28 protein-coding genes and 2 pseudogenes are annotated in these 22,749 nt (G+C 70.7%); 18 read left to right on the top strand and 12 right to left on the bottom strand.

Annotation, left to right across the window (positions count from 1 at the left end; genetic code table 11):
- The first annotated feature begins 6 nt into the window (after window positions 1-6).
- A complete protein-coding gene (locus ABZ386_RS38550; RefSeq protein WP_355714926.1) occupies window positions 7-375 on the top strand; it encodes a metalloregulator ArsR/SmtB family transcription factor in 369 nt (122 codons plus the stop codon).
- Between the two features lie 627 nt (window positions 376-1,002).
- Here the strand turns inward: ABZ386_RS38550 and ABZ386_RS38545 are convergent.
- The 4 genes from ABZ386_RS38545 to ABZ386_RS38530 all read right to left on the bottom strand — a co-directional run bounded on the left by ABZ386_RS38545 (window position 1,003) and on the right by ABZ386_RS38530 (window position 4,280).
- Complete coding sequence (locus ABZ386_RS38545) at window positions 1,003-2,436, bottom strand: FAD-dependent oxidoreductase (RefSeq protein ID WP_355714923.1); 1,434 nt, start codon at window positions 2,434-2,436, stop codon at window positions 1,003-1,005.
- Window positions 2,437-2,511: 75 nt separating this feature from the next.
- On the bottom strand, window positions 2,512-2,835 hold the full coding sequence (trxA, locus tag ABZ386_RS38540; protein WP_355714920.1) for a thioredoxin: 324 nt from the start codon (window positions 2,833-2,835) through the stop codon (window positions 2,512-2,514).
- A gap of 39 nt (window positions 2,836-2,874) precedes the next feature.
- A complete protein-coding gene (gene trxB, locus ABZ386_RS38535; protein ID WP_355714917.1) occupies window positions 2,875-3,852 on the bottom strand; it encodes a thioredoxin-disulfide reductase in 978 nt (325 codons plus the stop codon).
- A complete protein-coding gene (locus ABZ386_RS38530) occupies window positions 3,849-4,280 on the bottom strand; it encodes an arsenate reductase ArsC (protein WP_355714914.1) in 432 nt (143 codons plus the stop codon). The genes trxB and ABZ386_RS38530 overlap by 4 nt, the downstream gene beginning before the upstream one ends.
- 91 nt (window positions 4,281-4,371) lie before the next feature.
- Here ABZ386_RS38530 and ABZ386_RS38525 point away from each other — a divergent pair, with 91 nt between their 5' ends.
- The 4 genes from ABZ386_RS38525 to ABZ386_RS38510 all read left to right on the top strand — a co-directional run bounded on the left by ABZ386_RS38525 (window position 4,372) and on the right by ABZ386_RS38510 (window position 7,330).
- The gene (locus tag ABZ386_RS38525; protein ID WP_355714911.1) at window positions 4,372-4,686 is read left to right on the top strand and encodes a metalloregulator ArsR/SmtB family transcription factor; all 315 of its coding nucleotides are present in this window, start codon (window positions 4,372-4,374) and stop codon (window positions 4,684-4,686) included.
- Window positions 4,683-5,804, top strand: a complete 1,122-nt coding sequence (gene arsB, locus ABZ386_RS38520; RefSeq protein WP_355714908.1) for an ACR3 family arsenite efflux transporter — start codon at window positions 4,683-4,685, stop codon at window positions 5,802-5,804. The genes ABZ386_RS38525 and arsB overlap by 4 nt, the downstream gene beginning before the upstream one ends.
- A gap of 261 nt (window positions 5,805-6,065) precedes the next feature.
- Complete coding sequence (locus ABZ386_RS38515; protein ID WP_355714905.1) at window positions 6,066-6,269, top strand: DUF2180 family protein; 204 nt, start codon at window positions 6,066-6,068, stop codon at window positions 6,267-6,269.
- Window positions 6,266-7,330, top strand: coding sequence for an ArsO family NAD(P)H-dependent flavin-containing monooxygenase (locus ABZ386_RS38510; RefSeq protein WP_355714902.1), 1,065 nt, complete (start codon window positions 6,266-6,268; stop codon window positions 7,328-7,330). The genes ABZ386_RS38515 and ABZ386_RS38510 overlap by 4 nt, the downstream gene beginning before the upstream one ends.
- 12 nt (window positions 7,331-7,342) lie before the next feature.
- Here the strand turns inward: ABZ386_RS38510 and pstS are convergent, their stop codons facing one another.
- Complete coding sequence (pstS, locus tag ABZ386_RS38505) at window positions 7,343-8,404, bottom strand: phosphate ABC transporter substrate-binding protein PstS (protein WP_355714899.1); 1,062 nt, start codon at window positions 8,402-8,404, stop codon at window positions 7,343-7,345.
- Window positions 8,405-8,590: 186 nt separating this feature from the next.
- Between pstS and ABZ386_RS38500 the strand changes: the two are divergent.
- The 5 genes and pseudogenes from ABZ386_RS38500 to ABZ386_RS38480 all read left to right on the top strand — a co-directional run.
- Window positions 8,591-8,827: pseudogene (locus tag ABZ386_RS38500) on the top strand (pyridine nucleotide-disulfide oxidoreductase); the annotation flags it as partial.
- 34 nt (window positions 8,828-8,861) lie between these two features.
- Window positions 8,862-9,290, top strand: a complete 429-nt coding sequence (locus ABZ386_RS38495) for a MerR family transcriptional regulator (RefSeq protein WP_355714896.1) — start codon at window positions 8,862-8,864, stop codon at window positions 9,288-9,290.
- A 29-nt stretch (window positions 9,291-9,319) separates the two neighbouring features.
- Entirely contained in the window at window positions 9,320-9,637 is a 318-nt protein-coding gene (locus ABZ386_RS38490) for a hypothetical protein (RefSeq protein WP_355714893.1), read from the top strand.
- Entirely contained in the window at window positions 9,634-9,942 is a 309-nt protein-coding gene (locus tag ABZ386_RS38485) for a hypothetical protein (RefSeq protein ID WP_355714890.1), read from the top strand. Before ABZ386_RS38490 ends, ABZ386_RS38485 begins: the two co-directional genes overlap by 4 nt.
- Before the next feature lie 53 nt (window positions 9,943-9,995).
- Entirely contained in the window at window positions 9,996-10,988 is a 993-nt protein-coding gene (locus ABZ386_RS38480) for a bile acid:sodium symporter (RefSeq protein ID WP_355714888.1), read from the top strand.
- Here ABZ386_RS38480 and ABZ386_RS38475 read toward each other — a convergent pair.
- The gene (locus tag ABZ386_RS38475; RefSeq protein ID WP_355714885.1) at window positions 10,975-11,373 is read right to left on the bottom strand and encodes a heavy metal-responsive transcriptional regulator; all 399 of its coding nucleotides are present in this window, start codon (window positions 11,371-11,373) and stop codon (window positions 10,975-10,977) included. The genes ABZ386_RS38480 and ABZ386_RS38475 overlap by 14 nt on opposite strands.
- Here ABZ386_RS38475 and ABZ386_RS38470 point away from each other — a divergent pair.
- Window positions 11,347-12,435 carry an alkylmercury lyase family protein gene (locus ABZ386_RS38470; protein WP_355714882.1) on the top strand — a complete coding sequence of 363 codons (1,089 nt, stop codon included), beginning with the start codon at window positions 11,347-11,349 and terminating at the stop codon, window positions 12,433-12,435. The genes ABZ386_RS38475 and ABZ386_RS38470 overlap by 27 nt on opposite strands.
- 87 nt (window positions 12,436-12,522) lie before the next feature.
- Here ABZ386_RS38470 and ABZ386_RS38465 read toward each other — a convergent pair whose 3' ends face one another.
- The 3 genes from ABZ386_RS38465 to ABZ386_RS38455 all read right to left on the bottom strand — a co-directional run bounded on the left by ABZ386_RS38465 (window position 12,523) and on the right by ABZ386_RS38455 (window position 14,281).
- Window positions 12,523-12,687, bottom strand: a complete 165-nt coding sequence (locus tag ABZ386_RS38465; protein WP_355714879.1) for a hypothetical protein — start codon at window positions 12,685-12,687, stop codon at window positions 12,523-12,525.
- Window positions 12,688-12,805: 118 nt separating this feature from the next.
- Window positions 12,806-13,171 carry a metalloregulator ArsR/SmtB family transcription factor gene (locus ABZ386_RS38460; protein WP_355714876.1) on the bottom strand — a complete coding sequence of 122 codons (366 nt, stop codon included), beginning with the start codon at window positions 13,169-13,171 and terminating at the stop codon, window positions 12,806-12,808.
- 54 nt (window positions 13,172-13,225) lie between these two features.
- Window positions 13,226-14,281: an NAD(P)/FAD-dependent oxidoreductase gene (locus tag ABZ386_RS38455; protein ID WP_356505865.1), complete on the bottom strand. Its 1,056-nt coding sequence runs from the start codon at window positions 14,279-14,281 to the stop codon at window positions 13,226-13,228.
- Window positions 14,282-14,391: 110 nt separating this feature from the next.
- Here ABZ386_RS38455 and ABZ386_RS38450 point away from each other — a divergent pair, with 110 nt between their 5' ends.
- The 3 genes and pseudogenes from ABZ386_RS38450 to ABZ386_RS38440 form a co-directional block, all read left to right on the top strand.
- Window positions 14,392-15,762, top strand: a complete 1,371-nt coding sequence (locus tag ABZ386_RS38450) for an FAD-dependent oxidoreductase (protein WP_355726024.1) — start codon at window positions 14,392-14,394, stop codon at window positions 15,760-15,762.
- 5 nt (window positions 15,763-15,767) lie between these two features.
- The gene (locus ABZ386_RS38445; protein WP_355726021.1) at window positions 15,768-16,979 is read left to right on the top strand and encodes an MFS transporter; all 1,212 of its coding nucleotides are present in this window, start codon (window positions 15,768-15,770) and stop codon (window positions 16,977-16,979) included.
- A 150-nt stretch (window positions 16,980-17,129) separates the two neighbouring features.
- Window positions 17,130-17,391: pseudogene (locus ABZ386_RS38440) on the top strand (site-specific integrase); the annotation flags it as partial.
- A 35-nt stretch (window positions 17,392-17,426) separates the two neighbouring features.
- Here the strand turns inward: ABZ386_RS38440 and ABZ386_RS38435 are convergent.
- Window positions 17,427-18,551, bottom strand: coding sequence for a histidine kinase (locus ABZ386_RS38435; protein ID WP_355726019.1), 1,125 nt, complete (start codon window positions 18,549-18,551; stop codon window positions 17,427-17,429).
- Window positions 18,552-18,773: 222 nt separating this feature from the next.
- The gene (locus ABZ386_RS38430) at window positions 18,774-18,956 is read right to left on the bottom strand and encodes a hypothetical protein (protein ID WP_355726016.1); all 183 of its coding nucleotides are present in this window, start codon (window positions 18,954-18,956) and stop codon (window positions 18,774-18,776) included.
- Window positions 18,957-19,170: 214 nt separating this feature from the next.
- Here ABZ386_RS38430 and ABZ386_RS38425 point away from each other — a divergent pair, with 214 nt between their 5' ends.
- Complete coding sequence (locus ABZ386_RS38425) at window positions 19,171-19,596, top strand: hypothetical protein (protein ID WP_355726013.1); 426 nt, start codon at window positions 19,171-19,173, stop codon at window positions 19,594-19,596.
- A 269-nt stretch (window positions 19,597-19,865) separates the two neighbouring features.
- Window positions 19,866-20,561: a hypothetical protein gene (locus ABZ386_RS38420; RefSeq protein WP_356505861.1), complete on the top strand. Its 696-nt coding sequence runs from the start codon at window positions 19,866-19,868 to the stop codon at window positions 20,559-20,561.
- 50 nt (window positions 20,562-20,611) lie between these two features.
- Here ABZ386_RS38420 and ABZ386_RS38415 read toward each other — a convergent pair whose 3' ends face one another.
- On the bottom strand, window positions 20,612-21,274 hold the full coding sequence (locus tag ABZ386_RS38415; RefSeq protein WP_355723551.1) for a TetR/AcrR family transcriptional regulator: 663 nt from the start codon (window positions 21,272-21,274) through the stop codon (window positions 20,612-20,614).
- A 119-nt stretch (window positions 21,275-21,393) separates the two neighbouring features.
- On the opposite strand from ABZ386_RS38415, the gene ABZ386_RS38410 reads away from it, so the two are divergent.
- Window positions 21,394-22,005: a class I SAM-dependent methyltransferase gene (locus ABZ386_RS38410; protein WP_355723554.1), complete on the top strand. Its 612-nt coding sequence runs from the start codon at window positions 21,394-21,396 to the stop codon at window positions 22,003-22,005.
- Window positions 22,006-22,014: 9 nt separating this feature from the next.
- Window positions 22,015-22,743: a DUF2218 domain-containing protein gene (locus ABZ386_RS38405; protein WP_355723557.1), complete on the top strand. Its 729-nt coding sequence runs from the start codon at window positions 22,015-22,017 to the stop codon at window positions 22,741-22,743.
- Window positions 22,744-22,749: the final 6 nt, after the last annotated feature.

Genomic DNA, 22,749 nt, shown 5'->3' with positions numbered 1-22,749 from the left:
TGATAGATGACTGTCACTACAGAGCGTGCACCGGAGGCGCAGGTGAAGGACCCCAAGGCGTGCACGCCCGGCCTGGCCTGCCTGCTCATCGAGCGCGAAGAGGCCGAACGTCTGGCGGGCATGCTCAAGGCCATCGCCGACCCCACCCGCCTGCAGATCTTCCGGCTCATCGAGCGAGCGCCGACCGGTGAAGCCTGTGTGTGCGACCTGACCGAGTGCCTGGGCTTCCGGCAGCCGACCGTCAGTCACCACCTGAAGATCCTCACCGAGGCAGGACTGCTCAACCGCGAACGGCGCGGCACCTGGGCCTGGTTCTCCGTCAACCCCGACGGGCTGCGCCGACTCCGGGACATTCTCGAACCCGCGCACAGCTGAGCCCATCGCGCTTACGCGGGTACGGACGGACGCGCCTGCCCCCTGGCGAGTTCGTGTGCGTCTTCGAGGCAGGTGGCCAGCAATCGGTACAGAGCCCGGTCCGCCTCCTCGGCCGGGAGAGCAGCCAGTGTGCGCACCGCAGCTTCCAGAGCTCGCCGCGCCGGACCGTGCCGACGCATCCACCGCAGCGCCACCCCGGGGTGTCGTAGTGCTGCCGCATGATGCCGCAGCGCGGCATCCCGCTTCATGGGGCCCGGCGTTCAGTGGCACTGCCCGCGGGCGAGACCGAGGCCACCGCATTCCAGCAGTGATGGACGATGCGATCCACTCCCGGTTGGCCCGGCCCGAATCGCGCCAGGTGCATCAGACACGCGTGCCCGGCATCGCTCATCGCGTCGTTGACCGCCCGGGCCAGCGCACCCAGTCGTCCCTACAGGGGGCTGGTCACTGAACTCGGCTCCATCAGGCACCTCCCGTCGTCGGGGGCGAGATGGGCGTACCGCTTCAGCTGCACCGGCCTCTAACCGGGATGCGGTCATCGCACTCGCCTCCTTGCAGCGGCGGGATCAGATTCCGAGAACTAAGTGGATCAGGGCGTAGGAGCCGGCCGCCGCGATCATCAAGCGGTCAGGGGCCGAGCAGCGTCCCGCGCTGCGCACCGAGGTGGCGTTCCTGAACCCACGCCTGCGCCGCCATCTGGACCGCGTCCCATGGGGAGCCGAGCGGCGGGGTATAGGAAAGGTCCAGCTCGCTGATCCCGTCGACCGGCATGCCGTGGAAGAGGGCCGTCGCGTACGTGTCGACGCGCTTGGCGACCTCGGCGCCGAGCCGCCCGACGAGCTGGGCGCCCAGCAGCAGCCCGCCGTCGGTGTCTCCGGTGACACGGATGGAGATCGGGGTGGCCCCGGGGTAGTACGCCTTGTGGTCGTCGGGGCGGCTGGCGGTGGTCGCCGGGGCCCAGCCGCGACCGGCGGCCAGGGCCTCGTGCTCGCGCAGACCGGTGCGGGCGGCCACGACGTCGAAGACCTTCACCACCTGGGTGCCCAGGCTGCCCGCGAACCGGCGGTGGCCGCCGAGCGCGTTCTCCCCGGCGATACGGCCCTGCTTGTGGGCGGTGGTGCCCAGCGGCAGCCACGTCTTGCCCAGCAGGCGGTGATGCGTGACCACGCAGTCCCCGGCGGCATACACATCGGGGAGCGAGGTGCGCATGTACTCGTCGACGTCGATCGCTCCCTTCACCCCGAGTTGGGTCCCGGCCGCGGCGGCGAGGCTGGTGTCGGGGCGGACGCCGACGACGACCAGGACGAGGTCCGTGCCGCGGGTGAAGGTCTCGCCGTCCGGGCCGGTGGCCCGGACCCGGAGCAGGTCGCCGGTGGGCTCGCGGGTGACGGCGGAGACAGTGGTACCGGTGAGGACTTCGACGCCGTGGGTGATGAGTTCGGCGTGGACGAGGGAGCCCAGTTCCGGGTCGACGGTCGGCAGGACCTCGGGCAGCGCCTCGATCTGGGTGACTTGGATGCCCCGCGTGGTCAGGGCCTCGGCCATCTCCAGCCCGATGTAGCCGGCGCCGATGACGACGGCCGACCTGGGGCGGCGTTCGGTGAGGGACTGCATGACTTCGAAGGTGTCGCCCATGCTGTGCAGCAGGTGTACGCCGTCGGCCGGGCCGAGCGCGTCGGGCCCGGTCAGGCCCTCGATGGGCGGCCGGGCGCTGACGGCGCCGGTGCCGACGATCAGCGCGTTGTACGGCAGTTCGTCCACGCGCCCGTCGGCAGTCCGAACGGCGAGCTTCTTGCCGGTCACGTCGATGCCGGTGGCCAGGGTGTCCGTACGCACGTCCATGCCGGTGGCCTTGAGGTCGGCGAGCGTGCGGTGCGCGAGGTTGGACCAGTGGCCGACCTCGCCGGAGACGTAGTACGGGATGCCGCAGATGGAGAAGTTGGGGTAGGCGTCGGCCACGACCACGGTGACCTCGCTGTCCGGGTCGAGTTCGCGGGCGCGCAGGGCGGCGCTGATGCCCGCGTCGCTGCCGCCGACGGCGACGATGCGTTTGCTGGCCATGGGGTACCTCCGTCCGGGTGCCTACGGCGGGGTGCCTGGACACCAGGCCGTAGGCGGCCTCGTCTGTGCTTCTGGTCAGGCGAGGTGGTCGGCGAGCTCGCGTTCCAGGGCGGCCTTGGGCTTGGCTCCGACGATGGTCTGCACGACTTCACCGTCCTTGTAGACGTTCATCGTCGGGATGGACATCACGCCGTACTTCACGGCGGTGTCCGGGTTCTCGTCGATGTTGAGCTTGACGATCTCGATCTTGTCACCGTACTCCGCGGCGATTGCCTCCAGGGAGGGGGCGAGCTGGCGGCACGGACCGCACCAGGCGGCCCAGAAGTCGACCAGGACGGGCTTGTCGCTCTTGAGGACGTCCTGGGCGAAGGAGTCGTCCGTCACGCTCTTGAGGGCCATGGCGGCCTCCTCTTCGTAGGGCTGTGCTGTGGGTGCGGGTCAGACGGCGGCCGGGGTCTTCTCCGGCTCGGCGGGCGTGTTGTGGGCGAGGGCGGCCAGGTACCGCTCGGAGTCCAGGGCGGCCTGGCATCCGCTGGCGGCGGCGGTGATCGCCTGCCGGTAGGTGTGGTCGACGACGTCGCCCGCGCCGAAGACGCCCGGGATGCTCGTACGGGTCGACGGGGCGTCCACCTTCAGGTACCCCTGGTCATCCAGCTCCAACTGGCCCTTGAACAGCTCGGTGCGCGGGTCGTGGCCGATCGCGATGAACAGGCCCGTCACGTCCAGGTCCCGGGTGGCGCCGGTGAAGACGTCCCGGAGAACGACACCGGAGAGCATGCCGTTCGCCTCCTTGATCTCCGCGATCTCGCTGTCGAAGGCGAAGGAGATCTTGTCGTCGGAGAAGGCGCGATTCTGCATGACCTGCGAGGCGCGCAGGGTGGAGCGGCGGTGGACGACGGTGACCGAGCGGGCGAAGCGGGTGAGGAAGGTGGCCTCCTCCATCGCGGTGTCGCCGCCGCCGACCACGGCGATGTCACGGTCGCGGAAGAAAAATCCGTCGCAGGTCGCGCACCAGGACACGCCCCGCCCGGACAGCTCGTCCTCCTTGGGCAGGCCGAGCTTGCGGTAGCCGGAACCGGTGGCGACGATCACGGTCTTCGCACGGTGCACGGTCCCGGCCGTGTCGGTGACGGTCTTGACGTCGCCGGCGAGGTCGACCTCGACGATGTCGTCGTCGACCATCTCGGCGCCGAACTTCTCGGCCTGGGCCCGCATGTTCTCCATGAGCACGGGGCCGTCGATGCCCTCGGGGAAGCCGGGGAAGTTCTCCACCTCGGTGGTCGTGGTCAGCGCGCCGCCGACGAAGATCGCTCCGCCGAAGACCAGCGGCTTGAGCTGGGCGCGGGCGGTGTAGAGAGCGGCGGTGTATCCAGCGGGACCGGAGCCGATGACGATGACGTTCCGGATCTCGCTCACGCCGTGGTCTCCGGCTTCTCGGGAGCGATCTCCTCGATCAGACCCTCGACCAGAACCTTGATCTCGTCACGGATCGGGCGAACGGCCTCGACGCCCTGGCCCGCCGGGTCCTCCAGCTGCCAGTCCAGGTACCGCTTGCCGGGGAAGACCGGGCAGGTGTCGCCGCAGCCCATGGTGATGCAGACATCCGACTCCTTGACCGCGTCGATGGTCAGGATCTTCGGCGTCTCGGCGGAGATGTCGATGCCGACCTCGCGCATGGCCTCGACAGCGGCCGGGTTGACCTGGTCAGCGGGCGCGGAACCGGCGGAACGGACCTCGACGCGGTCTCCGGCCAGGTGGCTCAGCCACGCGGCGGCCATCTGGGAACGGCCGGCGTTGTGGACACAGACGAAGAGCACGGAGGGCTTGCCGGAAGTCTCGGACATCTGGGGGTCTCTCTTGTCTCGCAACGAGTCAGGCCCGATTGATATCAGCGCCTGGTGGCATCATCAACCACTGATGTGAGAGTATCAGTCCATGATGACGTCAGCCAACACTGATCTGATCCGGGTTCTGGCCGACCCGCTCAGACTCCAGATCGTGACCCTGCTCGCCCACGAGACACTGTGCACCTCGCACCTGGTGGAGGAGACGGGCGCGCGGCAGACGAATCTCTCCAACCACCTGCGGGTGCTGCGCGAGGCGGGTGTGGTCGAGACCGAACCGTGCGGCCGCTTCACCTACTACAAGGTGCATCCGGAGGTCTTGGACACCCTCGCCGGTATGTTCGCCGATCTGGCCGAGACCGCCCGTACCACCATCACCACCGACAAGAAGAGGTCCTGCCCGTGACCGACACCGAAACGAAGACCACACCCGGCCCTGATACGGACCAGGACGGGTCGGTCGTCGCCAAGCTGTCGACCCTCGACCGCTTCCTCGCCGTCTGGATCCTGCTCGCCATGGCCATCGGCCTCGGCCTCGGACGAGCCATCCCCGGCCTGAACGATGCCCTGGCCAAGGTCGAGTTCGGAGGCATCTCCCTGCCGATCGCCCTGGGCCTGCTGATCATGATGTACCCGGTCCTGGCCAAGGTCCGCTACGACAAGCTCGACGCCGTCACCGGCGACAAGAAGCTCATGGTGTCGTCGTTGGTCGTCAACTGGATCGTCGGCCCGGCGGTGATGTTCGCGCTCGCCTGGATCTTCCTGCCGGACCTGCCCGAATACCGCACCGGGCTGATCATCGTCGGTCTGGCCCGCTGCATCGCCATGGTCATCATCTGGAACGACCTCGCCTGCGGCGATCGCGAGGCCGCCGCCGTCCTGGTGGCGCTGAACTCAGTCTTCCAGGTCCTGGCGTTCGGCCTGCTCGGCTGGTTCTACCTCGACCTGCTGCCCGGCTGGCTGAACCTGGGCAACGGCGAGCACCTCGGCATCTCGATGTGGGAGATCGTGCTGAACGTGGTCGTCTTCCTCGGCATCCCGCTGCTGGCCGGATTCCTGACCCGCCGCATCGGCGAGCAGAAGCTGGGCCGCGAGAAGTACGAAACGCGTTTCCTTCCGAAGATCGGCCCATGGGCGCTGTACGGCCTGCTCTTCACGATCGTGATCCTCTTCGCCCTGCAGGGGAAGACGATCACCTCGCAGCCGCTGGACGTGGCCCGGATCGCGCTGCCGCTGCTGGTGTACTTCGCGGTGATGTGGTTCGGCACCTTCGCTCTCGGCAAGGCGATCGGCCTGGCCTACGACCGCACCGCCACGCTCGCCTTCACCGCCGCGGGCAACAACTTCGAGCTGGCCATCGCGGTCGCCATCGCCACCTTCGGTGTCACCTCCGGCCAGGCCCTGTCCGGGGTCGTCGGCCCGCTGATCGAGGTCCCCGTGCTGGTGGCGCTGGTCTACGTCTCGCTGGCCTGGCGGCGCCGCTTCGCGCCCTCAGCCCTGGCCACGGCCGGCGACAACCGCTGATGCACTGCTTCGAGGGCAGTGCGGCGCGGCGGGGGCACGCCGTCGTGCGAGGCAGAGCCTGACCTGCACCCGGCGTGTCTACCGGACGGTGGCCGTCAAACCGCCCGTCCGGAAACTGCTCCACGCCACCTGCGCGGCAGCACACCAGGCGTATGCCGACTGCTACCCGCAGGCTGCCCAAAGGGCGAACACCCTCTGATCCTCGCCGCCGCCGGCCGGCAGCGGCGAGGACGGCATCCAGACCACACGGAAGGACGGCTGATGCACTGCCTGGAATGCAGCACCGACAACACCGAACGGCCTGCGGTCGCCGTGTGCCAGGGCTGCGGCGCGGGTGTGTGCGCCCACCACGCCCACACGGTCCGCCGCACCGAACGCACGGGCCCGCCGCTCGGCCCTGCGGGGACGAGGCAGGCCCGCACCGTGCTGTGCCCCGCCTGCGCGGCCGCCACCGAAGCCGCATGACCGCGCCCCTGGACGTGGTGGTCGTCGGCGGCGGTCAAGCCGGTCTGGCCGCCGGCTACTACCTGCGCCGCCAGGGCCTGGGCTTCGTCATCCTCGACGCCCAGGACACCCCGGGCGGCGCCTGGCAGCACACGTGGGACTCACTGCACCTGTTCTCGCCGGCCGCGTACTCGTCGCTGCCGGGGTGGCTCATGCCGCCGCAGGAGGGCGAGGAGTACCCGGACGCCGGGCACGTCGTGTCGTACCTGCGCGACTACGAGAAGCGATACGACCTGCCCATCCAGCGCCCGGTCCGGGTGACAGGCGTCCACCGGCACAGCGAACTCCTGCGCGTCGAAACCGACTCCGGCACCTGGCGGGCCCGAGCGGTGATCAGCGCGACTGGCACCTGGTGGCGCCCCTTCCTGCCCGCCGTCCCCGGCCGCGCCGACTTCCGCGGCGAGCAGCTGCACACCGTCGAGTACCGGCGGCCGCAGGACTTCGCGGGCCGCCGCGTGATCGTGGTCGGCGGCGGCAACTCCGGCGCCCAGATAGCCGCCGACCTCGCGTACGACACGGAGTTGACCTGGGTAACCCAGCGTCCGCCGCGCTTTCTGGCCGATGACATCGACGGTCGTGCGCTGTTCGACGCGGCCAGCGCCCGCCGCCGCGCCCTCGACGAGGGCCGCACCGACACCGGCGGCGTCGCCTCACTCGGCGACATCGTCACCGTCCCTCCGGTCCGCGAAGCCCGCGACCGGGGTCTGCTCACCGTCGCCCCGATGTTCAGTCGCCTCACCCCGACCGGCGCGGAGTGGTCCGACGGCACCCACGCCGAGGCGGACGTCGTCATCTGGTGCACCGGTTTCCGCCCGGCCCTGTCCCATCTCGCGCCGCTCCAACTCCGCGCAGCCCGCGGTCACATCCCCACCGCCGGCACCCGGGCGGCAGATGAACCGCGCCTGCACCTGCTCGGCTACGGAGACTGGACCGGCCCCGCCTCCGCCACCCTCATCGGCGTCGGCCGCCCCGCCCGCGACGCAGTCCGGGAGATCGCCGAACTTCTCGGCCCCGGAGAGTGATTCCCGGCATCGTCAGCTCAACGTGCTGACAACCTTGCGCACTTCGGCGGCGACGGATTCCGGCAGCGGCGCGTAGTGAATCCTGGACAGCGGCTTCTGGCCCTCGTCGCTGGCGGTGTAGGTCAGGAACGACTTCAGGGCGGGCAGCGTCTCGGCCGCGTTGCCCCTGTCGCAGACGATCTCATAGCTGACCAGGACGATCGGATACGTGCCGTCGGTGGAAGTCCGGTAGTCGAACTTCAAGGTCATGTCCTTGCCCCTGCCGACCACCGTGGCGGCGGCGATGCCCGCGGACGACGTCTCCTCGGTCGCCGCCACGGGCTCGGAGGCGCCGGTGTCGATGCGAGCCGTCTTGATGTGGCGGGCGGCGGCGAAGGAGAGCTCGAAGTAACCGATGGACCCCGCTGTCGAGACGACCGAGGCCGCCACGGCGGTTGAACCGGGAGCCGACTCACCGCCCTTGCCGTGCCACGCCTTCTCCGCCGGGTACGACCAGACTTCGGGGGCCGCGCCCGCGAGGTACGCCTGAAAGTTCTGCGTGGTGCCCGAGTTGTCCTGCCGGTGCACAGCACGGATGGGCAGGGAGGGCAGTTCGGCACCGGGATTCAGCTTCCGGATCGCCGGATCGTCCCACGTCCTGATCTGGGAGTCGAAGATCTTGGCGATCGTCGTGGCGTCCAGGACCAGGTCGTCGACTCCCGGCAGGTTGTAGCCGATCGCGATGGAGCCGCCCACCATGGGCAGATTGATGACCCGCCCGCCTGGACACACACCCTCGTCCGGCCTGTTCTCCTTCGGATCAACCGGGCTGTCGGTGCCACCGAACGCCGTGAACTTCTGCATGAACTGGCGCACGCCGGCACCGGAACCCAAGGGGTTGTAGCCGATCTCCACCGGGGGGCACGCCCGCTCGTACTGCTTGATCCAGTACTTCATGGCGTTCTCCTGAGCGGTCGACCCAGAGCCCGGGACCTTCCCCTGCCGGGCGCAGTCGATGTCGGCCACGGGACTGGCGGACGCACGGTCACCGCTGTCCGCCGAATCTACGAGTCCACAGCCCGCCAGAAACAGCATGCCCGCCAGCCCGGCTGCAACGGCCGGGGTGCTCAGTTGACCCTTACGCTCTCCACGTCGGCGCTGCACCGTAGTCCCCTCATGTCACGCGACCAGAACATAGATGCTTGCCGATGTTCCGTGTGGCTGGGTGAGGTACAGGTGAATTTCGGCTAATGCGCTGACGTACGTCTGGTGATGCAGCCGGCCGATGCGGTCATCCGGTGCACCGGCTTCCGCCCGGCCCTCTCCCACCTGGCGCGCCTGGGGCTGCGCGGACCGCGCGGCCACCTCGCCACTGTGGGCACGGGAGCCGTGGGCGAACCGCGCCTGCACCTGATCGGCCACGGCGACTGGACCGAACCCGCCTCCGCCACCCTTATCGGCGTCGGTCGCCCCGCCCGCGATGCCGCGCAGGAGATTGCCGGCCTGCTGCGGGCTTGACCTTGAAGTCGGGTTGAAGGTTTACGTTCGAGGCATGAGCACACTGCGTATCTCGCAGCTGGCCGAACGCTCCGGTGTCCCGGCCTCCACGCTGCGGTTCTACGAGACGGCCGGGCTGCTGCCCGCTGAGCGCACCCCGTCCGGATACCGGCAGTACGGCCAGGACGCGGTGGAGCGGCTGGCGTTCATCTCCTCCGCGAAGCTGCTGGGGCTGGCGCTGGAGGACATCCGCGATCTGCTGGACGTGCGCGATGAGGGGGTGTGTGCCGCGGTGCGGGCGCGGATGATGCCGCTGGTCGCGGGCCGGATCTCGGACGCGGACCGCCGCTCGGCCGAACTCGCGGCGTTCTCCGCCCGCCTCGCCGACGTCCACCGGCAGCTGTCCGGCCCGGCCCCGCCGGCGGATGCGGCCCGGACTGCGGCTGCACCACCACCGCGGACCAGCCGCCGGGGCCGGTCCTGATCGAACTCTCACCCACCCGTCCCATCGACGTGGCCGACGAGCCGTGGCGCGAGGCGCCGGTGGCCTGCACGCTCGGCGTAAGCGAGCTCGGCGAGCGCACCGCGCAGTGGCAGGCACTCGTCGCACAGGCCACAGGCCGCGAGAACGTTGCGGACGGACTGTGCCTGACCTTTCCCAGCACCCCGGAGCTGGCCGCCGAACTCGCCTCGCTGGCGGCGGCCGAGCAGGACTGCTGTGCCTTCTTCGACTTCACCCTGAACCTCGCCCCCGCCCGGCTGACGCTGACCGTGCGGGCGCCCGAAGCCGCTGGCACCCTGCTGGCCGACCTGTTCGGAGCCACCGCATGAACCCCGAGACGAAGCCTGCCGGCAAGTCCGTCCTCGGCGTGGGCGCTCTGGCCGTCCTGGCCTGCGCGGCGTGCTGCATCGGCCCGGTCCTGGCTTTCCTCGGCGGGCTGGGAGTCCTCTCGGCGCTCGGCGCGCTGTGGGTTCCCGCCCTGGCCGCCGTCACGGTTCTCGCTCTGGCCGGCATGGCGTGGGTGCTGCACCGTCGGCGCCGGGCGGCGGTCTGCAGCACAGGGCAGGGCCCCGTGGACGTGGGCATGCCCGCCCCGCCACCCGGCAAGCCCGCCGGGCGCGCCTTGCCACAATGACTTTGCCCCGGGCGGGCAGCACGTAGATCAGCACAAGCAGGGAGTCATCGAAGGTGCCGCAGGAACCACAGGGTCTGGTCGAGCGCATGGAGCACCACCAGATCGCGATCTACCTCGGCGCCATGGCTCTGGGAGGACTCCTCGGCTGGATGGCCCCGGCCGTGGGCCCGGGACTCGAGCACGCCATCAACCCGGTCCTGGGCGCGTTGCTGTTCGTGACCTTCCTCCAGGTGCCGGCGGCCGATCTGCTGCGCTCCCTGCGGGACGGGCGGTTCCTGTCCGCGGCCCTGGCCGTGAACTTCCTCGTCGTCCCGCTGGTCGTCGCCGCGATGTTCGCCTTCCTGCCCGCCGACCAGGCCGTACGCATCGGGGTCCTGCTGGTGCTGCTGTGCCCGTGCGTGGACTACGTGATCGTCTTCAGCGGCTTGGCGGGCGGCTCCAGCCGGCGTCTGCTGGCCGCCACCCCGCTGCTGCTGGTCGTGCAGATGGTGCTCCTGCCGGGCTTCCTGTACCTCTTCATGGGCTCGGAACTCGCCGACATCGTCGAGACCGGCCCGTTCCTCGAAGCCTTCCTCCTGCTCATTGTGATTCCGCTCGCCCTGGCCTGGGCACTTCAGGCGTGGGCGGCCCGCAGGACGGCCGGGCAGAAGGTCTCGGATGCGGCTACGACGACGATGGTGCCGCTGATGGCCGCCACCCTGATCACCGTGGTCGCCTCCCAAGTCCCCAAACTCGGCGGCAGCCTCGGCAACGTAGCGGCGGTCATCCCCTTCTACGCCGTCTTCCTCGCTGTCATGGCCTTCGCCGGACGTCTCGTCGCCCGCCTCTTCCGCCTCGACACCGCGGCCTCCCGGGCCGTCGTCTTCACCGGCGCGACCCGCAACTCCCTGGTCGTGCTGCCGCTGGCTCTCGCCCTCCCCGACGAGCTGGCGGTCGCCGCGGTCGTCGTGGTGACCCAGACCCTGGTCGAGGTCATCGGCATGGTCGCCTACGTGCGCGTCGTCCCCCGCCTCGTTCCGGAGCGGGTGCCGGTCACGGCCGCGTGAGGATGGTGCAGATCTCGCCTTCCGAGCAGGTGTCCGGGTCGGTGGCGGCGGCCCGTCGGGCGAGCTCGCGCAGCGCGGTGCGGGTCTGGCGGAGTTCGGCCATGCGCCGCTCGATGTCTGCAAGGCGCCGGTCGATCAGTGTGGTGACGTGAGCGCACGGGGCCTCGCCGCTGTCGCGGACGTTCAGGACGGACCGGATGTCAGCAAGGCTCAGGCCCGCACCCTGGGCGTCGCGGATGAACGCCAGCCGCACCGCGGCTTCCGGCCCGTAGTCGCGGTAGCCGCCTGCCGTCCGGGGCGGAGCCGGCAGCAGGCCGGCCTGCTCGTAGAAGCGGATGGTCTTGGCCGTCACCTGGCCATGGGCCGCGAGATCACCGATGCGCATATCCCCACGCTACGCATGGACCTTCCAGTGCACTGGAAGGTCTACCGTCGGGCCGAAGGACACCCACCCACGGAGGACAGCGGAATGCGGATCACGATCCTTTCTGTGCCCGGCTGCCCGAACGTGGCGCTCGTGCGGGAGCGGATCACTGCCGCGCTCGGCCGTCGTAGCGCCGAGGTCGAGCTGGTCGAGGTGCGCGAGGAGTCCGAGGCGGCACGCTGGGGGATGACGGGCTCGCCGACGGTGCTGCTCGACGGCGTCGATCCGTTCGCGGCGGCTGACGCCCCCGCGAGCGTGTCCTGTCGCCTCTACCGGGACACCTACGGCCGCACGCAGGGGGCACCGAGCGTCCAGGCTCTGCGGCAGGCGCTGTCCAGCGTGAGCTCCCGGCGGACAGCAGCTGGCCAGGAGTGCTGCCAGAGGGATGTCCTCGATCCGATCGGCCGGGCCGGACGAGGCCGACGCGCCCCCGCCGAGCGGGGACTTCGAGCCGTGCAGCAGGCGGTACTGCGGCACGTCGCCGCCACCGGTCGCGCGCCCAAGACGTCCGTCCTCGAAGCCGTCGCTGCCCAGGCTGGAAGGACGGCCGACGACGCGCTCGCCGAACTGGACCGGGACGATTTCCTGGCCCTGGACGAACAGGGGCGGATCCGAGCCGCGTACCCGTTCTCGGCGGTGCAGACCCGGCACCGAGTACGGCTCGCGAGCGGGACGGACGTATGGTCGATGTGCGCCATCGACGCCCTCGGCATCTCCGCCATGCTCGGCCAGGACGTGATGATCTCCTCGTCGGACCCGGTCGACGACCAGCCGGTCACCATCACCTTCACCGGCGATTCGACGATCTGGGATCCGCAGGCCGCGGTCGTGTTCGTCGGCCGCCGAGATGGCACAGGACCCGCCGCCACCCTTTGCTGCGACGCGCTCAACTCTTTCACCGACCATGCCTCGGCCGCGCAGTGGCAGCAGGAGCATCCGGAGGTGAGCGGTCAGGTTGTCAGCCAGGCCCGCGCCGTGGAAATCGGGCAGCAGACCTTCGGCCCTCTCCTTCAGGACGGCTGACCGCCGCTTCCTGCCGGCAGGCGTGCTCGCGCATCGTCATCATCGGGAGCCCCGGGCGCATTCCCGAGTGTCGCCCCCCTCACGCCCTCAGCTGTGCGTGCCGGCGACCTTCCGCACCTCGGCGGCGACCGATTCCGGCAGCGGCGCGTAGCCAATCCGGGACAGCGCCTTCTGGCCGGCGCCGCTGGCGGTGTAGGCGAGGGACGACTTGACGGCGCACAGGGTGTCGGGCGGGGTTGCCTTGTCACACACGAACTCGTAGCTGACCAGGACGACCGGGTAGGTGCCGTCGGCGGACGTCCGGTTTCCTGTCGCCCAGTCGGCTACCGCCGTGGCCCGGATGGTGGGGGGCGGCCGTGGCCCAAACGACCTACTGGACCGTCAGCAGCTGCCCCATCGCCGCCAACACCCTCGGCTCGACCCGGTAGTAGACCCACGTACCGCGCCGCTCGGAGGTCAGCAGCCCGGCCTCTTTGAGCTTCTTCAAGTGGTGGGAGACCGTTGGCTGGGAGACGCCCACGTCGGAGATGTCGCACACGCACGCCTCGCCACCCTCGTGCGACGCGACCGCCGAGAAGAGCCGCAGCCGCACCGGATCGCCGAGCGCCTTGAACATCCGCGCGGTCCGCTCGGCCTCCTCGGCAGTGAAGGGGCGCTCGGTCAGCGGCGGGCAGCACGGCGCCGCGGCATCGGGAGCCTCGGTTTCGAGCAGCGGCAGCACCTCGACGTTCGACATACGTCTATGTTGACACATGTCGAACCAGGGTGGCGAGGTCGTGCAGGTTCCGTCTCAGCTGGAGGCCAGGTGGGCGGCCAGGCGGCGGGCGATACGGGCTGCGTCCCGCCCCACGCCGCGCAGGGAGTTCGACGACAGGCTGCGCTGCCACTCCAGCCCGACGTACGCCAGAGCGGAGTGCGTGAGCGATATGCCCTCACGGTGGCGCGGGTGGCCGCGCGCGTCGAGCGCGCCAAGCGGAGCGAGGTAGCCCAGGTCGGGCCGGTAACCGGTGGCCAGCAGGATCGCGTCGACCACCTCCCTGCCCCCGTCGGCCCATGTGACCTTGGCGCCGTCTACACCCGTGAAGACCGGCCGCCGGTCCGGCGCCCCGGCCGTGACGGCGGCACGGTAGCGGCCGTCGTCGATGACCAGCTGGGCCGGCGGGGTGCGTAGGAACCGGCCCACCGGCAGGAGGTCCAGGCCGGTGCGGGTCAGCCACCAGTGCAGATCCCGGCCGAGCGTGCGCTGGCGGGCGAACCGCACCGGATGCCGGGCCGCGAGCGTGACCCGAGCCCGCACGGCGAGCTCGGCGGCGATCTGCACCGCCGAGTTCCCGGCCCCGACGACCACGACGCGCTGCCCGGCGAACGGCTCGGGCGATCGGTAGTCGGCCGTATGCAGCACCGTGCCGGTGAAGCCGTCCAGGCCGGGCAGCTCGGGGCGGTGGGGCCTGCCGAAGGTGCCGGACGCCGCGACCACCGCACGGGCGGACAGCCGTCCTCCGCCCTCCAGGCCGAGCGTGAACCCGCCGTCTGCGGCGCGTACTTCGTGCACCCGTGTCCGGGTGCGAATGTCGGCGTCCAGGTGGTCGGCATAGCTCAGCAGATAGGCGGCGACCTCGTCTCGATGCGGGTAGCGGTCCGGGTCCCCGCCGAAGGACATGCCCGGCAGGGAGCTGTACCTGGCGGGAGAGAAAAGGGTGAGGCTGTCGTAGTAGCGCGGCCACGACCCTTCCGCCCGCTCGGACGCCTCCAGCACCACCGGCTCCAGGCCCTGAGCCCGCAGGCTGTGGGCTGCAGCCAGCCCGGACTGGCCGCCCCCGATCACCGCCACGTCAACATGCTCCACAAGCGATCTCCAGATTCGACGTATGTCTATGTTGACGCTCATCGAATCAGGTGGCATGCTGGCTGCGCAAGAGATTGACCGATATCGAAGCAAAGGGGATCGTCGTGGCCGTGTCCATCAACAGCGTGCCCACCACCGACCAACTGCCCGTCGTGGTCATCGGGGCCGGCCCCGTCGGTCTGGCCGCCGCCGCTCACCTCGTCGAGCGCGGGATCGAGCCGCTGGTGCTGGAAGCCGGCCTCTCCGCCGGGACCGCCGTACGGGAGTGGGCGCACGTGCGGCTGTTCTCCCCCTGGGCCGAGGTCACCGCGCCCGCCGCCGAGAAGCTGCTCGCGCCGACCGGCTGGGTGCGCCCCGACGGCTCGGCGTACCCGACCGGCGGCGACTGGGCCGAGCAGTACCTGAAGCCGCTGGCCGATGTCCTGGGCGACAGGGTCCGCTTCGGCGCCCGCGTCACCGGAGTCTCCCGCCTCGGCCGCGACCGGGTCGTGGACGCCGACCGCGAGCGGCAGCCCTTCACCGTCCACATCCTCAACGCCGACGGCACGGAAGAGCGGATCACTGTTCGCGCCGTCATCGACGCCTCCGGCACCTGGTCCGCCCCCAGCCCGATCGGCGGCGACGGCCTGCCCGCCCTCGGTGAGCGCACCGCGGCCGACCGCATCTCCTATCGCGTCCCCGACCTCAAGGACCCGGCCGTACGCGCCCGTTACGCGGGCAAGCGCACCGCCGTGATCGGCTCCGGCGCCTCCGCGTTCACCGCCCTCGCCTCCCTCGCCGACCTCGCCAAGGACGCCCCCGGCACGCACGCCACGTGGATCCTGAGGCGCGGCATCAGCGGCTCCACCTTCGGCGGCGGCGAAGCCGACGAGCTGCCCGCCCGCGGCGCACTCGGACTGCGCGCCAAGGCCGCCGTGGACGAGGGCTACGCCGACGCCGTCACCGGCTTCCGCACGACCGCCGTCGAGAAGAGCGACGAGCAGCTCGTGCTCGTCGCCGAGGACGGCCGCCGCCTCGACCCGGTCGACGAGGTCATCGTCCTGACCGGCTTCCGCCCCGACCTGTCCTTCCTCTCCGAGCTGCGCCTCGGCCTCGACGAGCGCCTGCAGGCGCCGACCGCGCTGGCCCCGCTCATCGACCCGAACGTGCACTCCTGTGGCACCGTTTACCCGCACGGTGTGAACGAGCTGTCCCACCCGGAGCAGGATGTCTACCTGGTCGGCATGAAGTCCTACGGCCGAGCCCCGACGTTCCTGGCGATGACCGGCTACGAGCAGGTCCGCTCCATCGCCGCCGCCCTGGCCGGAGACCAGGAGGCGGCCGAGCGCGTCGAGTTGACCCTGCCGGAGACCGGTGTCTGCGGCGGAGCCGGTCTCTTCGACGAGCCGGAGAACGCAGAGCAGTCCGGCGGCGGATGCTGCGCCACCCCCTCTACCCTCCAGATCGGCATCGGCGCCCCAGCAACCACCGGCGGCTGCTGACCACCGTGACTCACCTCGACGCCCGCGGGGCCGCGACCGGAACCGGGGACCGGTCGTGGCCCCGCGCCGCCCTGCCCGCCCTGTGCGCCACCCAGATCACCAGCTGGGGAATCGTCTACTACGCCTTCCCGGTCCTGAACGCCCGCATCACCGCCGACACCGGCTGGTCAACCACCACGACCACCGCGGCCTTCTCCGCAGCACTTCTCGTCTCCGCCGTCGCCGGTATCCCGGTCGGCCGCATCCTGGACGAACGCGGCCCACGCGCCGTGATGACGACCGGCTCCCTCCTGGGCGTTGCCGCTGTGCTGGCCATCGCGTACGCCCCCAACCTCACCGTCTTCACCGGAGCGTGGCTGCTCGCCGGCGTGGCCATGGCCGCGACCTTCTACCAGCCGGCCTTCGCCGCCCTCACCCGCTGGTGGGGCACCGACCGCGTCCGCGCACTCACCATCGTCACACTCGCCGGCGGCCTGGCCTCCACCGTCTTCGCACCCCTGACGGCCACCCTCGCCGAACACCTCAGCTGGCGCACCACCTACGCCGTCCTCGCCGCGATCCTTGCCGCCATCACCGTCCCCGCCCACGCGCTCGCCCTGCGAGCTCCCTGGCCCCCGGCACCACAACACTCCGCCCAACAGAGCGCCGCGGGCACGCCGGTTGCCCGCAGCCGCCCCTTCCTCCTCCTGGCCGCCGCCCTCACCCTCAACGGCTTCGCGATGTACGCGGTGGTCTTCGCACTCGTGCCCCTGCTGATGGAACGCGGCGCCGGGCCAACCGTGGCAGCGTGGGCCCTCGGCCTGGGCGGCGCGGGCCAGACCCTGGGCCGCACGCTGTACGCCAGGCTCGCACGCCATTCGAGCATCACCAACCGCACGGTCGCCCTGGTTGCCGCCGGTGGCGCGACGACGGCAGCCCTTGCACTCGTCCCTGGCCCGGTCCCGCTGCTCGTCGCCCTGGCCATCGCAGCGGGCATGGTCCGCGGCAACCTCACACTCCTCCAGGCAACGGCCGTCACCGACCGTTGGGGCGCTACCCACTACGGCCGCCTCTCCGGCCTGCTCATCGCCCCTGCCACCATCGCCGCCGCCCTCGCACCGTGGGCCGCAACCAGTCTCGCCACGGCACTCGGCGGCTACCCGCCCCTCTTCCTCGCTCTTGCCGCCGCATCGGCCGCGGCCGTCGTCCTCGCATCCCAGACCAGCACAAAGCGGTGAGCTCTTGACGCTCGCGGTCGCAGGAGCGCAGGTGCCTGCGGAGCTGAAGCCATAGCGACCGGGCGTCGTGGCCGCCGGCGGCGCTCGTCTTTCCATACCTGTGGACGGGAACGGTGGTTGGGCGGAAACAGTAACGACCCACCAGGGGGCTGGCGGGAAGCCCGCGCTCTGGCGCTGCCGCCCGCGCTCGTCGGTACGCCGCTCGCGTAGCGTCCATAACGATCTGTGGCACTCGGCGCTGTCCACCTGGCTGTGCGCGGGCGCGGACCCGGCCGAGGTCGCCCCCGGCAACAGCGTCGAGGTCCTCCTCACCCGCTACGCCAAGTGCCTCTATGACCGGCAGTCCCTCAACAACGAGCGCATGGAACACCTGCTGCGCTCATACGATCAGCCGTCTGAAGGGGATGAGTAGCGTCTGGCCTAAAACGCTGACGACCCGAGTATGTCTTACCGCGTTACGTCATGGCGACCCGGGATTGGCAGTTGCAGGCGGAGTTCGTAGCCGCCGTTCTTGGTGGGGCCGGAGGTGACGGTGCCGCCGAGGAATTCGGCGCGCTGGCGCAGCCCGGCGAGGCCGTGGTGGGCGCTGGGCAGGGGGAGAGCGGGGCGGGTGGGGGCTGTATTGGTGACGGTGGCGTGGATGGTGCCGCCGCTGTGGTGGATGCGGACGGTCGCTGTGGCGCCGGGGGCGTGCTTGCGCACGTTGGTCAAGGCTTCCTGGACGGTGCGGTAGACGGTGCGTTGGACGGCGGGCGGCACGTCGTCGGGCAGGTTTGTCTCCAGATGGGCCTCGATACCGCTGCCGCTGACCAGACTGTGCAGGTCGGCGAGTGACGGCTGGGGCGAGAGCTCGGTCGGGCGGCTACCGGAGGCGCGCAGGACACTGACCATGTGGCGCAGTTCGTCCAGGGTTTGCACGCTGAGCCGCCGGATAGTGGCCGCCGCCTCCCGGGCCGCGGCGTCCTGGCTGCTCACCTGGAGGGCCCCGGCCTGCACAGCGATCAGGCTGACTTGGTGGGAGACCACGTCGTGCATCTCCCGGGCGAGTTGGGCGCGTTCTTTCGCCAGTACGCTTTGGGCGGTCAGCAGCTGTTCGTGCTCGCGAGCTTCGGAGATCTCGGCGAGGCGCAGCGACAGTTCGCGTCTGGCCTGGACGAGTTGGCCGAGGAAGACGGGGGCGGCGGCCGTCGCGGCGGCGTAGCTGAGGTGGATCAGGCTGTAGCTGTCGGAGAGTTCGGCGACGTCCACCGACGTCCATGGCCACTGGGTGAAGTCGCTGATCGCGAACGCGGTGGCGCAGCCGGCCAGCAGAGCGCGGTGGCGGCTGAGTGAGGAGAGCGTGTACAGCGCGATCAGCGTGGCCAGCACCGCGTCGGTGACCAGGGTGGAGGGCAGGGTCAGCAGGAAGGTCGAGAGTGGCAGTCGGCGGCGCAGGGGCAGCGAGGCGGCGGCCAGAAGAGAGCACGCCAGGGCCGGGTGATCGTCGATGTCGACGTTGTCCCAGACATCCAGCAGCGAGACGCCCACGAGTGCGGCGTCCAGCAGCGGAGCGGGCAGACGCCGGGGCCTCATCCGCCCTCCTCGTTGCGCGGCGGCCGGAGCAGGCCCGCGCGTTCGGCGAGCAGGGCGGCCTGGACGCGGACACATAGGCACTCTGTGCCCTGTGTGACTCCAGGTCGGCGGCGAGGCCGGCAGCCGCGAGCGCCAGGAAGGCCGCGACCGAGCCGAGTCAGCCCACCGAGGCCGCGATGTGTGCGGTGAGCGCGAGTTTGCGCAGGCGGGGCGGCATCGCCATCAGTGGCCGCTGCCTGAGTGCATGCCCGGGCCGAACCCGCTGCCGGTGAGGTGCAGGACGAGAAACAGGACGATCAGAGCTACCGCGACAGCGCCGGACATCTTCACCCAGCGGGGAGTGGCGGGAGCGGACTCCCGGTCGGGTGTCGTGCCGGTGCCTGGGTCGGACGGTGAGTCGGTCATGCCGGTGGTGTCCTGTCTCTGGAGTGCATGTCGGGTGCTGAGGCGGCCAGATTTATCGATACAGGGCGTCTCTGTCAATCCATGTTGTATCGATGCTGCTGTCGCGTGTGCGCGTAGGGCCCCGGCATCTCGGAGCGCCGTGTCATGGGTAGGGTGATGCCGCCAAGAGTGACGATCAGCGCCTGCACAGGCGCCGGACAGGCTGGCGGGTCGGGTGAGCGGCGGTATGAAGGCGGGTGGCGTCGCCCTGCGGCTCGTGCTCCTCACCCTGCTGCTGCTCGGCGTCGGCGTACTGCACACCCTGAGCCACGCCGGGGCGCAAGGCGGCGTATCGGCGTCCGACGCGGTGGCGCACTCCCCTCAGGTGCACGCCGCCCTCGCCGACGATGTCGGTCTCCCGCAGAACCCGGACGCCTCAGCCGTAGCCCCGGAGCGCGACGACGCGCAGCACGGTGCCCACACCGAGGGGACACCTGCGTCCGACTGCCTCGCGCTGATCCCGAGCGGCCTTTGGCTGCTCCCGCCTTCGTGCACATCGACGTGGACCGGTATGGCGGACCTCGGTGCGGGCGGGGCCGACGTGGCCCAGGATCCCGGGCGCGGCCCGGCACGATCACGGCTGTCGGTGCTGCGGATCTAGGCCGACGGTGAGCTGAGGCGCGCACCCACGGGGTCCGCGCCATGGGTGCCAGAGCGGTTTTGCCCAGCGACCTCTTCCCAGTCACCGTCCACGCTCCCCACAGGCCGGCCTGACGCACCAGCGCACCGGCCTGCGCTGAAAGGCGTCCCTCCGTGTCCCAGAATCACCTTGCCGACCGCACCGCCAGGCCCGCGCCCCGACGGGCCCCGCAGTCTCACGAGCCGCATCCCGCGCCCACGCGACGCTCCCCGCTCCCGGCCGAGCCGGATGTGTCCCCGCGCCGCGCGGACCGGCGGCGAGGCCGCCGACGCGCACCCAAGCGCACACCCCTGCTCGGTGACTACCTCGGCTACGCCGCCACCTTCGTCGGCGCCGGACTCATCAGCGGCGCCATCGTCCACCACCCCCTGGACCCCGCCCGCTACACCCTCATCGCCGTCGCCGGCGCGGCGGTCTTCCTCTTCGCCACCGTCCTGAACGAGTTCGTGCTCACCAGGCAGCGCCCCGGCATGACCAGGGTGCTGGGCATCGTGGCCGCCTCACTCGCGCTGTCGTTCGGCATCGGCATGCTCAGCGGCGGGCTGCAGCACTTCGAGGACTTTCCCGCACGTGCCGCGATGCTGATCCCCTTCGGGCTGGCCCTGTCCTTCATCGCGTACGTCCTGCGGTACCAGCCGGCGCGTTGGCGCAGCATCGTCGGCCCGGCGGGCGTGCTCGTCCTGGTGACCGCCGCCCTCGCCTTCGTCGGTCTGCGCGGTATCGCCGACGGCATGGCCGCCGAGTCGGGCGGCGGCGGGCACAGCCACGGCGAGGAGACCACCGGGGAGGCGGAAGCGCCGGAGGAGGCCGAAACGGGGCACGGCGAGGAGTCCGGCGGGCGGACGCCGACGTCCGGTGCATCGCAGCCCAGAGTCCCGCCCGCGTCCAAGGAGGCCGGGCACGCGGAAGACGGCCACAGCCACTGATCGTGCGCCAGGCGGTGCCCGGTGGCGTCAGCCGGGTACGGCGACCCTGCTCATGAACTGGCCGGGTGATGACCGTGGGCGGAGTGGTGCTCGTGGTGGTGCGGCGGGTGCGAGGAGCCGTGGTCTGCGGGTCTGGTGGGTTCGGGCCGCAGCCCGGCCAGGGTGACCGTGACGAGCCGGTGGACGGCGGCCTTGGACGGCAGGCCGCCGGCCGCAGTCAGGGCGTGCAGGCAGTAGCCGGCGAGCTCGTCGGGTGCGATGTCGTCCCGGACGTCGCCGGTTGGTACGGCCTCGGCCAGTAGGTCCTTGATCATGCCGTGGAGTCGCCGCTGAGCCTCGGTGACCTGCTGGTCGCGATGCAGGAACGCCGCCAGATCGCCATCGTGATGCCTGCGGGACTCATGGGAGACGAGGGCGAACGCCCGCAGGGCCGCCTCGAGCCGCTCACCTGCGCCCTCGGCCCCGTCCCGGACCTCGGCCAGGTGGTCGAGGTGATGGCCGATCTGACGCTCGTGCCAGGCGAGCAGGATCGACTCGACGTCCGGAAAGTACTTGTACAGCGTCGCCCGGCCGATCCCGGAGTCCTTGGCGATCCGCGACATCGTCACCGACGTCAGCCCGTGTTCGGCGACCAGTGCCGCGGTGGTCTGAAGGACCGCGTCGCGTACGGCGGCGCGGTGCGCGTCGATCGTCTCGGTCCACAGCTTCGGCACGGCCCAAGCATACGGTCCGGCAAAGAGGTAACACTATGGATTGACGGTGACAATGTGTCTCGATAAAGCTGGAGTCGTCACAGAGGCCCGGACGATCACGCTCGACGGGAGGGGCGACTATGGCCGACCCGACTCGCCACCCCGGTATTGGGGCAGGTCCAGAAGACCTCTATGTCACCCGGCCGCCGTGGGACATCGGCCGCCCCCAGCTGGCGTTCCTGGCCCTCGCCGAGGCCGGTGCCCTGCGGGGCCGGGTCCTGGACGCCGGCTGCGGAACCGGCGAGCACGCGAGCATGGCGGCCGGGCTCGGTCTCGACGCCGCCGGGGCGGACCTGGCCGCGAACGCCCTGCGCACGGCCGAGGACAAGGCGCGCGCCCGAGGTCGTACGGTGTGCTTCCTGCGGCATGACGCCCGGCATCTGGCCGAGCTCAGTGAGGTGTTCGACACCGTGCTCGACTGCGGGCTCTTCCACCTCTTCGACGGCGACGACCGCGTCGCCTACATCGAAGCCCTGCGATCCGTGAGGCCGCCGGGTGGCCGCTACTTCATGCTCGGCTTCAGCGACCGGCAGCAGGGTGAATGGGGGCGGGTGCACAAGCTGACCCGGGCCGAGGTCGAAGCGGCCTTCGCCGACGGATGGCGCGTCGACTCGATCGAACCCTCCACCATCGACATCACCACCGACCCGGACGGCATCCGGGCGTGGCTGGTGGCCCTCACCCGCACCTGAAGGAACGTCATGCCGATCGCCGAAGCCCGCGTCGAGACCGAGCGCCCCAGCCGCTACCTCGTCCAGCTCTGCAAGCACTTCTCCAACAAGGGCCGCCACCTCGGCCACCGCACGCACGCTCACCAGGGCGGTGACGCGCAGGCGCTGCGCGACATGCGGACCGTGGCGGAGCAGGCGCAGGTCAAATGGTCCGACACGGCCGGGGAAGTCGGCCTGCCCTGGGGCCGGATCACTATGGGAACCGTCACGGGCGCTCTGACGCTGCGTGTCCAAGCCGCCGACGAAGAGGACCTGAGCCGCCTTCAGGGCCTTGTTGCCGGGCATATCGAGAGGTTCGGCCGACGCGAGGGGCTGCGGGTGAGCTGGCAGCGATCAGAGACCGCTGCCGATTCCGAAGTCGTTCACACGGCCGAGGTGTCCGGCGGGGGAGTCGTGCCGCGCCGCAGGTACCTCAGGGTGACAGCGCTGGTGGCCGTCATCGCGCTCGTACTCATCGTGCACCTGGGGCTCGGCGGGATGCTTCTGGCGAACTGGCGTTGGACGGGCTGGGCTGTCGGCGGCCTCCTGGCGGTGGTCCTGGTGAAGATCACCGTCCTGGGCGGGTTCGCCTTCCACCGCAACCGCACCTCGAAGAAGAACCGCTGGAGGAGCCGAACCGAAACGGATGGAAGTACGTGCTGCACGGCCGGCCCGGCGTCCGGGTCCCGGCGGGGCGGCAGGTCGGGCAGCTCCGGGTGAGGAAGA

This window comes from Streptomyces sp. NPDC006140, from assembly GCF_040628815.1.
In the GTDB taxonomy this organism is placed as follows: Bacteria; Actinomycetota; Actinomycetes; order Streptomycetales; family Streptomycetaceae; genus Streptomyces.
Note: the sequence above shows the minus strand (reverse complement) of the source record. Positions and strands in the feature narration are given on the sequence as shown.

What these genes read in the sequence shown, in the direction of transcription:
- ABZ386_RS38550 (WP_355714926.1), top strand. Translation starts at nt 7, where the DNA reads ATGACTGTCACTACAGAGCGTGCACCGGAGGCGCAGGTGAAGGACCCC.
- ABZ386_RS38545 (WP_355714923.1), bottom strand. Translation starts at nt 2,436, where the DNA reads ATGGCCAGCAAACGCATCGTCGCCGTCGGCGGCAGCGACGCGGGCATC.
- trxA (WP_355714920.1), bottom strand. Translation starts at nt 2,835, where the DNA reads ATGGCCCTCAAGAGCGTGACGGACGACTCCTTCGCCCAGGACGTCCTC.
- ABZ386_RS38530 (WP_355714914.1), bottom strand. Translation starts at nt 4,280, where the DNA reads ATGTCCGAGACTTCCGGCAAGCCCTCCGTGCTCTTCGTCTGTGTCCAC.
- ABZ386_RS38525 (WP_355714911.1), top strand. Translation starts at nt 4,372, where the DNA reads ATGATGACGTCAGCCAACACTGATCTGATCCGGGTTCTGGCCGACCCG.
- ABZ386_RS38515 (WP_355714905.1), top strand. Translation starts at nt 6,066, where the DNA reads ATGCACTGCCTGGAATGCAGCACCGACAACACCGAACGGCCTGCGGTC.
- ABZ386_RS38510 (WP_355714902.1), top strand. Translation starts at nt 6,266, where the DNA reads ATGACCGCGCCCCTGGACGTGGTGGTCGTCGGCGGCGGTCAAGCCGGT.
- pstS (WP_355714899.1), bottom strand. Translation starts at nt 8,404, where the DNA reads ATGCTGTTTCTGGCGGGCTGTGGACTCGTAGATTCGGCGGACAGCGGT.
- ABZ386_RS38495 (WP_355714896.1), top strand. Translation starts at nt 8,862, where the DNA reads ATGAGCACACTGCGTATCTCGCAGCTGGCCGAACGCTCCGGTGTCCCG.
- ABZ386_RS38485 (WP_355714890.1), top strand. Translation starts at nt 9,634, where the DNA reads ATGAACCCCGAGACGAAGCCTGCCGGCAAGTCCGTCCTCGGCGTGGGC.
- ABZ386_RS38470 (WP_355714882.1), top strand. Translation starts at nt 11,347, where the DNA reads ATGGGCCGCGAGATCACCGATGCGCATATCCCCACGCTACGCATGGAC.
- ABZ386_RS38475 (WP_355714885.1), bottom strand. Translation starts at nt 11,373, where the DNA reads ATGCGCATCGGTGATCTCGCGGCCCATGGCCAGGTGACGGCCAAGACC.
- ABZ386_RS38460 (WP_355714876.1), bottom strand. Translation starts at nt 13,171, where the DNA reads ATGTCGAACGTCGAGGTGCTGCCGCTGCTCGAAACCGAGGCTCCCGAT.
- ABZ386_RS38435 (WP_355726019.1), bottom strand. Translation starts at nt 18,551, where the DNA reads ATGAGGCCCCGGCGTCTGCCCGCTCCGCTGCTGGACGCCGCACTCGTG.
- ABZ386_RS38430 (WP_355726016.1), bottom strand. Translation starts at nt 18,956, where the DNA reads ATGACCGACTCACCGTCCGACCCAGGCACCGGCACGACACCCGACCGG.
- ABZ386_RS38410 (WP_355723554.1), top strand. Translation starts at nt 21,394, where the DNA reads ATGGCCGACCCGACTCGCCACCCCGGTATTGGGGCAGGTCCAGAAGAC.
- ABZ386_RS38405 (WP_355723557.1), top strand. Translation starts at nt 22,015, where the DNA reads ATGCCGATCGCCGAAGCCCGCGTCGAGACCGAGCGCCCCAGCCGCTAC.